Consider the following 14,926-nt stretch of genomic DNA (forward strand, 5'->3'; position numbering starts at 1 on the left):
AGCGTGACGAATCGGTCATCCAACACTTGACATACAGGGGTTACGCAAAAAGGTACTCGTGCGTAACCTAGGCAACCGCGCCCTCGTTGAACTGACGAAAGCACGTCGGTCGGGGCTGCACGACGAACCCGTGAGGAGGACCGGTGGGCGTAGAGGTCCGTGTCGAGGGACTGACGAAGTCCTTCGGAAGCCAGTTGATCTGGGGCGACGTGTCCCTGACGCTGCCCGCCGGTGAGATCTGCGTCATGCTGGGCCCTTCCGGTACCGGGAAGTCCGTATTCCTGAAGACTTTGATCGGCCTGCTCAAGCCGGACAAGGGCCACGTGCACATCGAGGGCGTCGACATCGCCACCTGCTCCGAGCGCCGGCTCTACGAGGTCCGCAAGCTGTTCGGCGTGCTGTTCCAGGACGGCGCGATGTTCGGCTCGATGAACCTCTACGACAACGTCGCCTTCCCGCTGCGCGAGCACACCCGCAAGTCCGAGGCCGAGGTCCGCTCCATCGTGATGGAGAAGATGGAGATGGTCGGCCTGGTCGGTGCCGAGAAGAAGCTGCCGGGGGAGATCTCCGGCGGGATGCGCAAGCGGGCCGGCCTGGCCCGCGCGCTGGTGCTGGAGCCGGAGATCCTGCTCTTCGACGAGCCCGACTCCGGCCTCGACCCGGTCCGGACCGCGTTCCTGAACCAGTTGATCATCGACCTGAACGAGATGACCCAGGCGACCTGCCTGATCGTCACCCACGACATCAACACCGCGCGCACCGTGCCGGACAACATCGGCCTGCTGTACCACCGGCACCTGGCCATGTTCGGCCCGCGGGAGATGCTGCTGTCCAGCGAGGAGCCGGTGGTCCGCCAGTTCCTGAACGCGCAGCGGATCGGCCCGATCGGCATGTCGGAGGAGAAGGACGCCGACGAACTGGCCGCCGAGGCCGACCAGGAACTGCCGCCGCTGCCGCCGATCCCGATCCAGCAACTGCCCAGCAGCGGGCTGCTCCGGCCGACCCAGCGCCCGCCGGGCCAATGGTGCGAGGACAACGGCGTGACGCCACCCCCCGGCTCCTTCGCCGGCGATGTGGTGGGGGCTACATGACTGTGCTGAATGCCGCGCTGCCGCGCGGCCGGTCACGGGGCCTCGACTCCCGGTCTTCCCTCGTCACTCCGGTAGACCGGGAGGCCCCGTGACCGTTTCGGCGACCGCCCCGCTGAAGCACGCCGGCTCGTTGTTTGCCTTCGCGCTTGATACCGCGCGGGCCTCGGTCCGGCGGCCGTTCCAGTTGCGCGAGTTCCTGCAGCAGGCCTGGTTCGTGGCCAGCGTGACGATCATCCCGACCGCGCTGGTCGCGATCCCGTTCGGCGCGGTGATCGCGCTCCAGGTCGGCGGGCTGATCAAGCAGTTCGGCGCGCAGGCCTTCACCGGGTCCGCGGCCGTCCTGGCGGTGGTCCGGGAGGCGTCGCCGATCGCCACCGCGCTGCTGATCGCGGGCGCCGGCGGCTCGGCCATCTGTGCCGACCTTGGCGCGCGGAAGATCCGCGAAGAGCTCGACGCGATGATGGTGCTCGGCATCGACCCGATCCAGCGGCTGGTGGTGCCGCGGGTGCTGGCCACCATGCTGGTCGCCTTCTTCCTGAACGGTTTCGTCAGCGTGGTCGGCGTGATGGGCGGCTACGTGTTCAACGTGGTCCTGCAGGACGGCACGCCCGGTAGTTATATAGCCTCCTTCACCGCGCTCGCCCACCTGCCCGACCTGTGGCAGGGCCAGGCGAAGGCGCTGGTGTTCGGCTTCATCGCCGCGGTGGTCGCCTCGTACAAGGGGATGAACGCGGGCGGCGGCCCGAAGGGCGTCGGCGACGCGGTGAACCAGTCCGTGGTGATCACCTTCATGCTGCTGTTCGTCGCGAACTTCGCGATGACGGCGATCTACTTCCAGCTCGTTCCGCCGAAGGGGGCCTGACGTGACAACACAGTCTGCCCTCGACGTCTTGATCAAGAAGCCGCTGCACTCCTTGGACCGGCTGGGGGAGCAACTCGCCTTCTACATCAAGGCCCTGGCCTGGTCGGGCAAGTCGATCACCCGCTACCGCCGCGAGATCCTGCGGCTGCTGGCCGAGGTGACGCTCGGCACCGGTGCGCTGGCCGTCATCGGCGGCACCGTCGGCGTGATCACCTTCCTGGCCTTCTTCACCGGCACCGAGGTCGGCCTGCAGGGCTACTCGGCGCTGAACCAGATCGGGACGTCGGCCTTCGCCGGCTTCGTCAGCGCCTACATCAACACCCGCGAGATCGGCCCGCTGATCGCCGGGATCGCGCTGGCCGCGACGGTCGGCTGCGGCTTCACCGCGCAACTGGGCGCGATGCGGATCAGCGAGGAGATCGACGCGCTCGAGGTGATGGCGATCCCGTCGCTGCCGTTCCTGGTCACCACCCGGATCATCGCCGGCCTGATCGCGGTCGTCCCGCTGTACGTCGTCGGCCTGCTCTCCTCGTACTTCGCCACCCGGCTGACCGTGACCACCTTCTACGGGCAGAGTACGGGCACCTACGACCATTACTTCCATCTCTTCCTTCCACCAGGAGACGTGCTCTGGTCGTTCGGGAAGGTGCTCGTCTTCTCCGTCCTGGTGATCCTCGTGCACTGCTACCACGGCTACCACGCGACCGGTGGTCCGGCCGGAGTGGGCGTCGCGGTCGGGCGCGCAGTACGGACGTCCATCGTGGTGATCAACGTCGTCGACCTGCTGCTGTCGATGGCCATCTGGGGTACGACGACCACGGTCAGGCTGGCGGGGTAGCGCGATGACTGTATTGATTCCACGCCGGGAGGCCTCGTGACCAGACGAGTGCTCGGTACTGCCTTCATCGGGTTGGTCTGCTTCCTGCTCTGGCTGACCTACGCCTTCTACGCCAAGGTCTTCACCGACACGGTCGAGGTGAAGCTGCAGACGAGCCACATCGGCCTGCAGCTGAACCGGCACGCGGACGTGAAGCTGCGCGGCATCATCGTCGGCGAGGTCCGCAGCGTCTCCACCGACGGCTCCACCGCGACGGTGAACCTGTCCCTGAAGCCGGATCAGGTGAAGGAGATCTCCAGCCAGGTCAGCGCGCGGATCCTGCCGAAGACGCTGTTCGGCGAGAAGTACGTCGCGCTGGTGCCGCCCGAGGGCAAGGCGGGCCGGGCGATCCGGGCCGGCGACGTGATCTCGCGGGACAAGACGGCGGTCGGCATCGAGATCGAGAAGGTACTGAACGACGCGCTGCCACTGCTGCAGGCGGTCGACCCGGCTGATCTGAACGCGACCCTGAACGCGCTGGCGACGGCGCTGGAGGGACGCGGCACCGAGATCGCCGAGACGCTGACCCAGCTCGACGGCTACCTGAAGAAGCTGAACCCGAACGTGCCGAACCTGATCGCGGCCCTGACCAAGCTGACCAAGGTCTCGCAGATCTACGGCGACGCCACCCCCGACCTGGTCCGGGCGCTGCGCAACCTGACCATCACCGGCAACACGGTGGTGGAGAAGGAGCAGCAGTTGCAGAAGTTCTTCGTCGACGTGCAGGCGCTGTCGAGCACCGGCAACACCTTCCTGAAGCAGAACGAGGACCGGGTGATCCGCCTCGGCGAGGTGAGCCGGCCGGTGCTGGACCTGCTGGAGCGGTACTCACCGCAGTTCCCGTGCTTCCTGAAGGTGATGACGGACACCGCGCCGATCCTGAACGACACGTTCCGCAACGGGGCGCTGAACATCAACCTCGAGCTGATCACCAACCAGCCGACGCCCTACCAGCCGAACGAGACGCCGAAGTACCTGGACAAGCGCGGGCCCACCTGCGTCGGTAAGAACTACAGCCACCCGGGGGCGAAGCCGGGTCCGTACACCCAGGAGAACCCGGCGCCGTACATCACCGGTGAGGACGGCGTGATCGGCGACCACAACAAGAATGAGCGGTTCCCGCTGAACCTGCAGCTGAACAGGTCGGCCCCCGGCTTCGCGCTGGACACCGGCGGCGCCGGCACCCCGGCCGAGCAGACGGTGATCGACTCCTTCGCGGGACCGGTGATGGGGATCCCGGCCGGCGAAGTACCGGATCTGGCCACGCTGATGATCGGCCCGCTGGTCCGCGGAGGGCAGGTGAACCTGAAGTGAAGCTGCTGGACAAGAAGACCTCGATGGACACCGTGCGGCTGGCGATCTTCGTGGTGGTCACCACCATCGCGACCGCGCTGCTGGCCGTCACCATCGGCAACATCAGCTTCGCCGCGACGACGAAGTACCGGGCCGTCTTCACCGACGTGGTCGGGCTGAACAAGGGTGACGACATCCGGATCGCGGGGGTCAAGGTCGGGCAGGTCGACAAGATCGCCATCCACCAGGACACCCTGGCGATGGTCACCTTCAGCGTCGACTCCGACCAGGTCGTCGACACCTCGACCCGGGCGACGATGCGCTACCGGAACCTGGTCGGCAACCGCTACATCGCGCTCACCGAGGGCGTCGGCGGCGGCACCCGGATGAAGGCGAACGGCGTCATCGACAAGGACCGTACGGCGCCCGCGCTGGACCTGTCGGTGCTCTTCAACGGGTTCAAGCCGCTGTTCACCGCACTCACCCCGGCGGACGTGAACCAGTTCGCCTTCGAGGTGATCAAGGTGCTGCAGGGCGAGGGCGGCACGATCGAGAGCCTGCTGGCCCGGACCGCCTCGCTGACCACCACGCTGGCCGACGCGGACCAGGTGATCGGCGACCTGATCACCAACCTCACCTCGACCCTGCAGATCGTCTCGCAGCGGCAGCAGAACTTCTCCGCCCTGCTGGTGAACCTGCAGCGGTTCATCACCGGGCTGAGCCAGGACATCAACCCGATCCTCGGCTCGCTCGGCTCGATCAACTCGCTGAACACCAAGACAGCCGGCCTGCTGCAGCAGACCCGGGTGCCGCTGAAGGCGGACCTGGACCGGCTCCGGCAGGTCTCCACCACGCTGGACGACACCCAGGGGATCTGGGTGAAGACGCTGCAGAACATGCCGGACAAGCTGAACACGATGACCCGGACGGCGTCGTACGGGTCCTGGTTCAACTTCTTCCTCTGCGGCTTCGACGGCAACGTGACCCTGCCCCTGGGCACCCGGATCCCGCTCTCCTACGGCAACAACTCGGCGAGGTGTCAGCAGCAGTGAAACCTTTCCGCGAGCAGAACCAGGTCACCATCGGGGTGATCGGCCTGACGGTGATCGGGCTGGTCATGCTGGCCGCCTTCAAGGCGCAGGACCTGCCGCTGATCGGTGGCGGGACGAAGTACTCCGCGCAGTTCTCCGAGGCCGGCGGGCTGAAGCCGAACGACGAGATCCGGGTCGCCGGGGTGCGGGTCGGCCAGGTCCGCAAGGTCGAGCTCGAGGGCACCCACGTCCGGGTCGACTTCGTCGTCGACCGCGGGGTGAGGCTCGGCGAGAAGACCGGCGCCGAGATGAAGATCAAGACGCTGCTCGGGCAGAAGTACCTGAAGCTGAACCCGGCGGGTGGCGGCGAGCTGAAGGAAGGCGCGGAGATCCCGCTGGACCGGACCGTCTCGGCGTACGACGTGGTCGACGCGTTCACCGATCTCGCCAACACGACCGAGCGGATCGACACGGCCCAGCTGGCCCGGGCGCTCGACACGTTGTCCACGACCTTCAAGAACACCCCCGAAGAGGTGCGGGCGTCGCTGACCGGCCTGTCCCGGCTGTCGCGGAACGTGGCCAAGCGCGACGAGGAGCTGAAGAAGCTGCTCCAGCACTCCGACACGGTCACCAAGATCCTGGCCGACCGCAACCAGCAGTTGGTCAAGCTGATGAAGGACGGCAACACCGTCTTCCAGGCAGTGCAGGCCCGGCGCGCGCTGATCCACCAACTGCTGGTGTCGACGCAGAAGCTGTCCGCGCAGATCACCGCGCTGGTCCGGGAGAACCGCAAGGACCTGACCCCGACCCTGCAGAAGGTGAACGCGGTGCTCGCCGTCCTGCTGAAGAACCAGAACGCCCTGGACGCCAGCATCCGCGGCCTCGCGCCGTACGCCCGGGTCTTCACCAACACGCTCGGCACCGGGCCATGGTTCGACACCTACGTGGAGAACCTGGTGCCGGTCCCGGAGATCCCACTGCCCGCGGTACCGATTCCGGGGCTGCCGCCGATCCTGGCAGGTGGCCGATGAAGCCGGCTTCGGTGTCCCGGCTGATCGCGATCGGCGTCGTCCTGGTGGTGCTCGCCGTCAGCGTCGTCTCGCTGTGGCCGAACCCCGAGCGGGTCTCGGCGACGGCGTACTTCCCGCGCGCGGTCAGCGTCTACCCGGGCTCGGACGTGCGGATCCTGGGGATCAAGGTCGGCGAGATCGAGAGCGTCACGCCGGCCGGGCGGGCGGTCCGGGTGAAGTTCTGGTGGGAGGCCAAGCACAAGGTCCCCGCGACCGCGAAGGCGGTGATCGCCTCGCCGTCGATCGTGGCCGACCGCTACCTCCAGCTCACCCCGGCCTACTCCAAGGGTGACGTGATGGCCGACGGCGCGGAGATCCCGCTGGACCGGACCGCCGTACCGCTGGAGCTGGACCAGATCTACCAGAGCCTGAACGACCTGTCCGTCGCGCTCGGCCCGAAGGGCGCGAACGACCAGGGCGCGTTGTCGCGGCTGCTGGACGTGTCCGCGGCGAACCTGAACGGCCAGGGCGCCAAGCTGAACCAGACCATCACCGACGTGTCGACGCTGACCCAGACGCTCTCGGGCAACTCCAAGAGCCTGTTCAGCACGGTCCGGCAGTTGCAGACGTTCGTGTCCGCGCTGGCCGCGAACGACACCCTGGTGAAGCAGTTCAACACCAACTTCGCCGCCACCTCGACCACGCTGGCCGGCGAACGCAAGGACCTGGCGCTGGCGTTGTCGACGCTGGCCACGGCGCTGGGCGAGGTCGCGACGTTCGTCAAGGACAACCGCGCGCTGCTGAAGACCACCATCTCCAGCGCCACCGACATCTCCCAGATCCTGGTCAAGGAGAAGGCGGCGCTGGCCGAGATCATGGACACCGCGCCGCTCGGCCTGGGGAACCTGGCCCGCGTCTACAACCCGCAGTACGGGACGTTGGACCAGCGGGTCAACCTGGCCCAACTGGACGACCCGGCGAGGTTCATCTGCGCGTTGCTGCTGCAGGCAAAGCAGCCGATCTCCAACTGCTCCGCGCTCAAGCCAGTCTTCGACGCCCTGCCGAAGCTGCCGCTGCTGAGCGACATCACCGGCTCGGGCGGACCAGCCGGTACTCCGTGGGCGCCTGCCCCGAAGCCGAAGCTGCCGAGCCCCGACAATGTCGACGAGACCCTCGGCGGCCTGGTCCCGGGAGGCACCCGATGACGCGCCGCCGTACTGCGTTCGTGGCCGGCGTGGCCGCGATGGCCACCCTGCTGTCCGGCTGCGACTTCAGCGTGTACTCGCTGCCGTTGCCGGGCGGCGCCAAGATCAAGGGCCCGGCGTACACGATCACCGTCGAGTTCTCCGACGTGCTGGACCTGGTCCCGAAGTCCACCGTGAAGGTGGACGACGTCACCGTCGGCACGGTCGAGAAGGTCTGGCTGGAGGGCTACGTCGCCAAGGTCCGGGTGAAGCTGCCGAAGAGCCTGGAACTGCCCGACAACGCCCGCGCCACGATCCGCCAGACCAGCCTGCTCGGCGAGAAGTTCGTCTCGCTGGCGCCGCCGTCCGGGAGCGAGAAGCCGCGCGGCAAGCTGGAGAACGGCGAGCTGATCCCGCTGTCGCGGACCACCAGCAACGTCGAGGTGGAGCAGGTGCTGTCGGCACTCTCGCTGCTGCTGAACGGCGGCGGCGTGGCCCAGTTGCAGATCATCACCCAGGAGCTGAACAAGGCCCTGACCGGCAACGAGCCGGCCATCCGCAGCGTGCTGACCCAGCTGAACACGTTCGTCGGCACCCTGGACAAGAACAAGCAGCAGATCGTCACCGCGATCACCGCGCTCGACGGGCTGGCGAAGAAGCTGAACGCGCAGAAGGCGACGCTGGCGACCGCGATCGACTCGCTGCCGAAGTCGATCGCCACCCTGGACAAGCAGCGGGCCGCGCTGGTCAAGACGCTGCAGGCGCTGGCCACCCTGGGCAACACCGCGACCCGGGTGATCACCGCCTCCCAGAAGGACCTGGTGGCCAACCTGCGGTCCCTCTACCCGCTGCTGACCAAGCTGGCCGAGGCGGGGGAGAACCTGCCGAAGTCGCTCGAGCTGCTGCTCACCTACCCGTTCCCGGATGCCGCGGCGAAGGCCGTGAAGGGTGACTTCACCAATCTGAACATCACCCTGGACGTCAACACCAGGAAGGCGCTCGAGGGCATCCTCGCGCTGAATCTGCCAGACACCGGGCTCACCCTCGCGCCTCCCCAAGTCAGCCTGCCGGCGATCCCGACCAAGGGCTCCACCGGCCTGCTGCCGCCGCTGCCGGTCCCGACCGGGACGGCGACCAGTTGCATCACGCTGCTCGGCCAGCCCGTCTGTACGCAGACACTGAACCGGCCCGCGTTCGACCCGGAGCTGGCGAAGGTCCTGATGCCGGGGGTGGCCAAGTGATCACCAGAACGGTCCGGCTCCAGCTGATGGTGTTCCTGCTGATCACCGTCATCGGTGTCGCCTACGTGGGCGGCAAATACGCCCAGATCGACAAGCTGCTGTTCGACGACGACTACACGGTCAGCGCCAGCTTCGCGGAGTCCGGCGGCATCTTCTCCGGCGCCGAGGTGACGTACCGCGGTCAGCCGGTCGGCCGGGTCGGCGAGCTCGAGCTGCTCCCCGACGGCGTCGAGGTGGACCTCGACATCGACAAGAAGGTGAAGATCCCGAGCGACCTGCTGGCCGTGGTCGCGAACCGGTCGGCGATCGGCGAGCAGTACGTCGATCTGCAGCCGCGGCGCGACGGCGGTCCCTACCTGAAGGACCGCTCGAAGATCTCCCGGGAGAACACCGCGATCCCGATCGACACCACCGAGCTGCTGCTGAACCTGGACCAGCTGGTGAACTCGGTCGACAAGAACAGCCTGCGGACCACGGTCAAGGAACTCGGCGACGCGCTGCGCGGCCGAGGTACGGACCTGCAGAAGATCATCGACAGCTCGGGGTCGCTGATCAACGACGCGGACGCGAACATCCTGCAGACGATCAAGCTGATCAACGACGGCAACACCGTGCTGGCCACCCAGGTCGCCAGCGGGGACGCGATCAAGACCTGGGCGAAGAACCTGGCGCTGCTGTCCGACACCCTGGTCAGCTCCGACACGAACCTGCGCTCCGTGATCGACAACGGCTCGGCCGCCTCCCAGCAGGTGACGGCGCTGATCCAGGAGAACCGCGCGGACATCGCGGTGCTGCTCGGTAACCTGCTGACGGTGAGCGAGATAACCGCGGTCCGGCTGGATGCCGTCGAGCAGTTGCTGGTGGTGTACCCGGCGGTGTCGATGGGCGGGTACGTAGTACCGGCGAAGGATCCGGGGACCGGGCACTACGACGCCCACTTCGGCCTGGTGCTCGGCTTCAGCCCACCTGCCTGTCGGGCCGGCTACAACGGCACCGACAAGCGGGTCCCGCAGGACACCACGAACAAGCCCGCCAACACCAAAGCGGCCTGTACTGCGTCGCCGTCGTCCGGCACCAACGTCCGCGGCTCCCAGAACAAGCCGGCCCCGTCGTCCCGCACGGCGAACCGAGTCGGCTACGGCGTCGGGTACGACCCGATCACCGGGGCCGCGGGCGGCACCGGCGGCATGCCCGAACTGGTGCTCGGCTCGACCGGCGGCCAGGCGGAGTACCTCGGCAAGGATTCCTGGAAGGCCCTCATCCTCGGACCGGTGACCAGCAAGTGACTCCCACCTCCTCCCGGCGAGGCCCCCTGATCCTGGCGTGGGCGCTGAGCGTGCTCGTGCTCGTCGCGCTGGTCGCGGCGACCCTGTCCGTCGTCGCGCTGCGCCGCCAGAGCACCAAGAACGAGGACCGCGCGGCCGCCATGCAGGCCGCCCGGCAGCTCGCGCTGGACTTCACGACGTACGACTACAAGACCTGGGACGCCGACACCAAGCGGGTGCTCGACCACTCCACCGGCCAGTTCAAGGAGGAGTTCACCGCCAGCACGAACACGATCAAGGCGTCGGTGGCGGAGAACCAGGCGACCTCCAAGGGCGACGTGAAGGAGGCCGCCGTGGTCTCGAACGACAAGGACTCGGCCCAGGTGCTGGTGATCGTGAACGCGGTGGTGACGAACACCGCCTCCAAGGACGGCGTCGAGCGGCGCTACCGGATCAAGCTCGACCTGGTCAACGAACAGGACCGCTGGCTGACCGCCGACTTCCAGGTGGTCGGCTGATGGCCCGCCCGAATCGCCCCAGAATCGCCGGCCAACGCCGTACTGCGGACCGCCGGCCGGCCGATCTCACGTCGTCTCCGGACGTTACTGAGGAGTCAGCTGAGGTGACTCAGGCCACACCGGAGGCGTCAGAGGCGGCTCCGGTGGTGGATGTCGACGAGCCGTCCGTTACCGAGCGTGAGGAATCTGGCGAGTCGGAGAGGGTCGAGCCGACGGCCGAGACCTCGTCCGAGGTGCCCGCGAGCCGGTCGCAGCGGACCGGAGTACTGCTGACCGCGACGCTCGGGGTGCTGCTGGTGCTGATCCTGGCCTTGGCGGGGATCCTCGGGGTCAAGGCGCTGAAGGGCAGGGAGGCCGAGGACGCTCGCGAGCAGGCGGCGACGGCCGGCCGGAAGGCCGCCGAAACCGCGCTCAGCTACGACTACCGCACGCTGGACAAGAGCTTCGCCGCGGCCCGGGCGACGATGACGCCGGACTTCGCCGGCAAGTTCGACGAGACCGCCAAGGTGGCCGGCGAACTGGCCACCAAGACCAAGGCCACGGTCCGCGCCGAGGTCCGCGAGGTCGGTGTCCGCGACGGCGACGCCGACCGGGTCACGCTGATCATCTTCGTCAACCAGACCACCACCAGCACGATCACGGAGGGTAGGCCCCGGGTCGACCTGAACCGGACCCGATTCACGATGGTCCGAAACGGGGGCCAATGGCTGGTCCAGGAGATCGCCGGACTGTAGTCTCTTTGTGACTCCGGACAGGATGTGCCGGGTGGCTCGCGGGTGATCTGCCCGCTGGAGAACCCGGGTCGATCCTTGACGGAGTGGGTGGTCCGACGGCATAGTGTCGGACCCCATTGGACAGGCTTGCCCTGATCGGGTAGCCTATTGCTTTGCGCTGCCTTTAACCGCACCCTGGTTCGGCTCAAAACTTGACTAGGGTCGTTTGGCGTGCGCTCCCAGCACCGAAGTGATTTCTGCGAGCCCGTGGAAGGACGCCCCTTGGTCGCCTCGCGCAACCCCCAGTCCGACAGCATTACCGACGTTTCCGGCTCACCACGCCGCATCTCCTTCGCAAAGATCTCCGAGCCTCTCGAGGTTCCGGATCTCCTTGCGCTGCAGGTGGACAGTTTCGACTGGTTGGTCGGAAACGAAACCTGGCAGGCCAGGGTGGCCGCCGCCGAGGCGGAGGGACGGACCGATCTGTCCTCCCCGTCCGGCCTCGAGGAGATCTTCGAAGAGATCTCCCCGATCGAGGACTTCAGCGGCACCATGTCGCTGTCGTTCCGCGACCACCGGTTCGAGCCCCCGAAGAACACGGTCGACGAGTGCAAGGAGCGTGACGTCACCTACTCGGCGCCGCTGTTCGTCACCGCCGAGTTCATGAACAACGAGACCGGCGAGATCAAGAGCCAGACCGTCTTCATGGGTGACTTCCCGTTGATGACGCGCAAGGGCACGTTCGTGATCAACGGCACCGAGCGTGTCGTCGTGTCCCAGCTGGTTCGCTCGCCCGGTGTGTACTTCGAGCGCACGCCGGACAAGACGTCGGACAAGGACATCTTCACCGCCAAGATCATCCCGTCGCGCGGCGCGTGGCTGGAGTTCGAGGTCGACAAGCGCGACATGGTGGGCGTGCGGCTGGACCGCAAGCGCAAGCAGAACGTCACCGTGCTGCTCAAGGCGCTCGGCTGGACCGACGCGCAGATCCTCGAGGAGTTCGGCGAGTACGAGTCGATCCGCCTCACCCTGGAGAAGGACCACACCTCCGGGCAGGACGACGCGCTGCTCGACATCTACCGCAAGCTGCGCCCCGGCGAACCGCCGACGCGCGAGGCTGCCCAGGCGCTGCTGGACAACTACTACTTCAACGGCAAGCGCTACGACCTGGCCAAGGTCGGCCGGTACAAGATCAACAAGAAGCTCGGCCGTGACGAGACGCACGACACCGCGGTTCTGACGATCAACGACATCGTCGCGACGATCAAGTACCTGGTCGCGCTGCACGAGGGCAAGACCGAGCTGGACGCGCCGCAGGGCGAGATCGTCGTCGAAGAGGACGACATCGACCACTTCGGCAACCGCCGTCTGCGCACGGTCGGCGAACTGATCCAGAACCAGCTCCGCACCGGCCTGGCCCGGATGGAGCGGGTGGTTCGCGAGCGGATGACGACCCAGGACGTCGAGGCGATCACGCCCCAGACCCTGATCAACATCCGCCCGGTGGTGGCGGCGCTGAAGGAGTTCTTCGGCACCTCCCAGCTGTCGCAGTTCATGGACCAGACCAACCCGATCGCGGGTCTGACCCACAAGCGCCGCCTGTCGGCGCTCGGCCCGGGTGGTCTGTCGCGTGAGCGGGCCGGCTTCGAGGTTCGTGACGTGCACCCGTCCCACTACGGCCGGATGTGCCCGATCGAGACCCCGGAAGGCCCGAACATCGGCCTGATCGGGTCGCTGGCCACCTACGGCCGGGTGAACCCGTTCGGCTTCGTCGAGACGCCGTACCGCAAGGTCGTCGACGGCCGGGTCACCGACCAGGTCGACTACCTGACCGCGGACGAGGAGGACCGGTTCGTCATCGCTCAGGCCAACGCGGCACTGACCGACGACGACGTGTTCGCCGAGGACCGGGTGCTGGTTCGCCGGCGCCACGGTGAGGTCGAGCTCGTGCTGGTCGACGACGTGGACTACATGGACGTCTCGCCGCGCCAGATGGTGTCGGTCGCGACGGCGATGATCCCGTTCCTCGAGCACGACGACGCCAACCGCGCCCTGATGGGCTCCAACATGCAGCGCCAGGCCGTTCCGCTGATCACCGCGGACGCCCCCCTGGTCGGTACCGGCATGGAGTTCCGCGGAGCTGTCGACGCCGGTGACGTGCTGGTGTCGGAGAAGGCGGGTGTGATCAAGGAGGTCTCGGCCGACCTGATCGAGGTCGCCGCCGACGACGGCACGTACCAGACCTACCGGCTGCAGAAGTTCCGTCGGTCGAACCAGGGCACCTGCATCAACCAGCGTCCGCTGGTCGACGCCGGCGCCCGGGTCGAGGTCGGCTCGCCGCTGGCCGACGGTCCGTGCACCGACGAGGGCGAGATGGCCCTCGGCCGGAACCTGCTGGTGGCGTTCATGCCGTGGGAGGGTCACAACTACGAGGACGCGATCATCCTCAGCCAGCGCGTCGTGCAGCAGGACCTGCTGACCTCGATCCACATCGAGGAGCACGAGGTCGACGCTCGCGACACCAAGCTGGGCCCGGAGGAGATCACCCGCGACATCCCCAACGTCTCCGACGAGATGCTGGCGGACCTGGACGAGCGGGGCATCATCCGGATCGGCGCCGAGGTCACCACCGGTGACATCCTGGTCGGGAAGGTCACGCCCAAGGGCGAGACCGAGCTGACCCCGGAGGAGCGGCTGCTGCGCGCGATCTTCGGTGAGAAGGCCCGTGAGGTGCGCGACACCTCGCTGAAGGTGCCGCACGGTGAGAACGGAACCGTCATCGGGGTCCGCGTCTTCGACCGCGACAACGGCGACGAACTGCCGCCGGGCGTGAACCAGTTGGTCCGCGTCTACGTCGCGCAGAAGCGCAAGATCTCCGTCGGTGACAAGCTCGCCGGACGCCACGGCAACAAGGGCGTCATCTCGAAGATCCTGCCGGTCGAGGACATGCCGTTCATGGAGGACGGCACCCAGGTCGACATCATCCTGAACCCGCTGGGCGTGCCCGGCCGGATGAACGTCGGTCAGGTGCTCGAGACCCACCTCGGCTGGGTCGCCAGCCGCGGCTGGAAGGTCGACCCGGACAGCAAGGAAGAGTGGGCCCAGCGGCTGATCAAGATCGGCGCCGGCGAAGCCGAGCCGTTCACGAACGTCGCCACCCCGGTCTTCGACGGTGCGCGTGAGGAAGAGGTCACCGGCCTGCTCGGCTCGACCCTGCCGAACCGCGACGGCGACCGGATGGTCGACAGCACCGGCAAGGCCAACCTGTTCGACGGCCGCTCGGGTGAGCCTTTCCCGCAGCCGGTCGGCGTCGGTTACATGTACATGCTGAAGCTGCACCACCTGGTGGACGACAAGATCCACGCCCGCTCGACCGGTCCGTACTCGATGATCACGCAGCAGCCGCTGGGTGGTAAGGCGCAGTTCGGTGGTCAGCGGTTCGGCGAGATGGAGGTGTGGGCCCTGGAGGCCTACGGTGCCGCCTTCGCGCTGCAGGAACTGCTCACGATCAAGTCCGATGACGTTGTCGGTCGCGTCAAGGTGTACGAAGCGATCGTCAAGGGCGAGAACATCCCGGAGCCGGGTATCCCGGAGTCCTTCAAGGTTCTCGTCAAGGAAATGCAGTCCCTGTGTCTGAACGTTGAGGTGCTCTCGTCCGACGGAAGCCGGGTCGAGATGCGCGACAGCGAAGAGGATGTCTTCCGCGCTGCGGAGGAACTGGGAATCGACTTGTCCCGGCGCGAGCCGAACAGTGTCGAAGAGGTCTGAGCGGGTTGCCGCTTGAGATCAACAACCAACTCACTCAGACCAACCCCTGCGGGGGTCTGGGGGTCGCTCCCCA

Annotated in this window: 12 protein-coding genes; all 12 read left to right on the forward strand. The window is 67.2% G+C overall.

All coding sequences use genetic code 11. The annotated features are described in order from the left end of the window. Nucleotides 1-143: 143 nt before the first annotated feature. The 12 genes from ABD255_RS35735 (at nucleotide 144) to rpoB (ending at nucleotide 14,853) form a co-directional block, all read left to right on the forward strand. On the forward strand, nucleotides 144-1,091 hold the full coding sequence (locus tag ABD255_RS35735; protein WP_344221222.1) for an ABC transporter ATP-binding protein: 948 nt from the start codon (nucleotides 144-146) through the stop codon (nucleotides 1,089-1,091). Between the two features lie 88 nt (nucleotides 1,092-1,179). Next, nucleotides 1,180-1,953 (forward strand): MlaE family ABC transporter permease, encoded by a 774-nt coding sequence (locus ABD255_RS35740; protein WP_344221223.1) that lies wholly within the window; start codon nucleotides 1,180-1,182, stop codon nucleotides 1,951-1,953. A gap of 1 nt (nucleotide 1,954) precedes the next feature. Further along, a complete protein-coding gene (locus ABD255_RS35745) occupies nucleotides 1,955-2,791 on the forward strand; it encodes an MlaE family ABC transporter permease (RefSeq protein WP_344221224.1) in 837 nt (278 codons plus the stop codon). Between the two features lie 36 nt (nucleotides 2,792-2,827). After that, entirely contained in the window at nucleotides 2,828-4,144 is a 1,317-nt protein-coding gene (locus tag ABD255_RS35750; protein ID WP_344221225.1) for an MCE family protein, read from the forward strand. Next, nucleotides 4,141-5,175, forward strand: coding sequence for an MCE family protein (locus ABD255_RS35755; protein ID WP_344221226.1), 1,035 nt, complete (start codon nucleotides 4,141-4,143; stop codon nucleotides 5,173-5,175). Before ABD255_RS35750 ends, ABD255_RS35755 begins: the two co-directional genes overlap by 4 nt. Next, a complete protein-coding gene (locus ABD255_RS35760; protein ID WP_344221227.1) occupies nucleotides 5,172-6,185 on the forward strand; it encodes an MCE family protein in 1,014 nt (337 codons plus the stop codon). Before ABD255_RS35755 ends, ABD255_RS35760 begins: the two co-directional genes overlap by 4 nt. After that, on the forward strand, nucleotides 6,182-7,369 hold the full coding sequence (locus ABD255_RS35765; RefSeq protein ID WP_344221228.1) for an MCE family protein: 1,188 nt from the start codon (nucleotides 6,182-6,184) through the stop codon (nucleotides 7,367-7,369). Before ABD255_RS35760 ends, ABD255_RS35765 begins: the two co-directional genes overlap by 4 nt. After that, complete coding sequence (locus ABD255_RS35770) at nucleotides 7,366-8,589, forward strand: MCE family protein (RefSeq protein WP_344221229.1); 1,224 nt, start codon at nucleotides 7,366-7,368, stop codon at nucleotides 8,587-8,589. The genes ABD255_RS35765 and ABD255_RS35770 overlap by 4 nt, the downstream gene beginning before the upstream one ends. Continuing rightward, on the forward strand, nucleotides 8,586-9,875 hold the full coding sequence (locus tag ABD255_RS35775; protein ID WP_344221230.1) for an MCE family protein: 1,290 nt from the start codon (nucleotides 8,586-8,588) through the stop codon (nucleotides 9,873-9,875). The genes ABD255_RS35770 and ABD255_RS35775 overlap by 4 nt, the downstream gene beginning before the upstream one ends. After that, a complete protein-coding gene (locus tag ABD255_RS35780; protein WP_344221231.1) occupies nucleotides 9,872-10,372 on the forward strand; it encodes a hypothetical protein in 501 nt (166 codons plus the stop codon). The genes ABD255_RS35775 and ABD255_RS35780 overlap by 4 nt, the downstream gene beginning before the upstream one ends. A gap of 104 nt (nucleotides 10,373-10,476) precedes the next feature. Next, nucleotides 10,477-11,106: a hypothetical protein gene (locus ABD255_RS35785; protein ID WP_344221232.1), complete on the forward strand. Its 630-nt coding sequence runs from the start codon at nucleotides 10,477-10,479 to the stop codon at nucleotides 11,104-11,106. A 261-nt stretch (nucleotides 11,107-11,367) separates the two neighbouring features. Continuing rightward, nucleotides 11,368-14,853 carry a DNA-directed RNA polymerase subunit beta gene (rpoB, locus tag ABD255_RS35790; RefSeq protein WP_344221233.1) on the forward strand — a complete coding sequence of 1,162 codons (3,486 nt, stop codon included), beginning with the start codon at nucleotides 11,368-11,370 and terminating at the stop codon, nucleotides 14,851-14,853. The last annotated feature ends 73 nt before the right edge of the window (nucleotides 14,854-14,926 follow it).

The organism is Kribbella sancticallisti (assembly GCF_039530625.1).
GTDB classification, from domain to species: domain Bacteria; phylum Actinomycetota; class Actinomycetes; order Propionibacteriales; family Kribbellaceae; genus Kribbella; species Kribbella sancticallisti.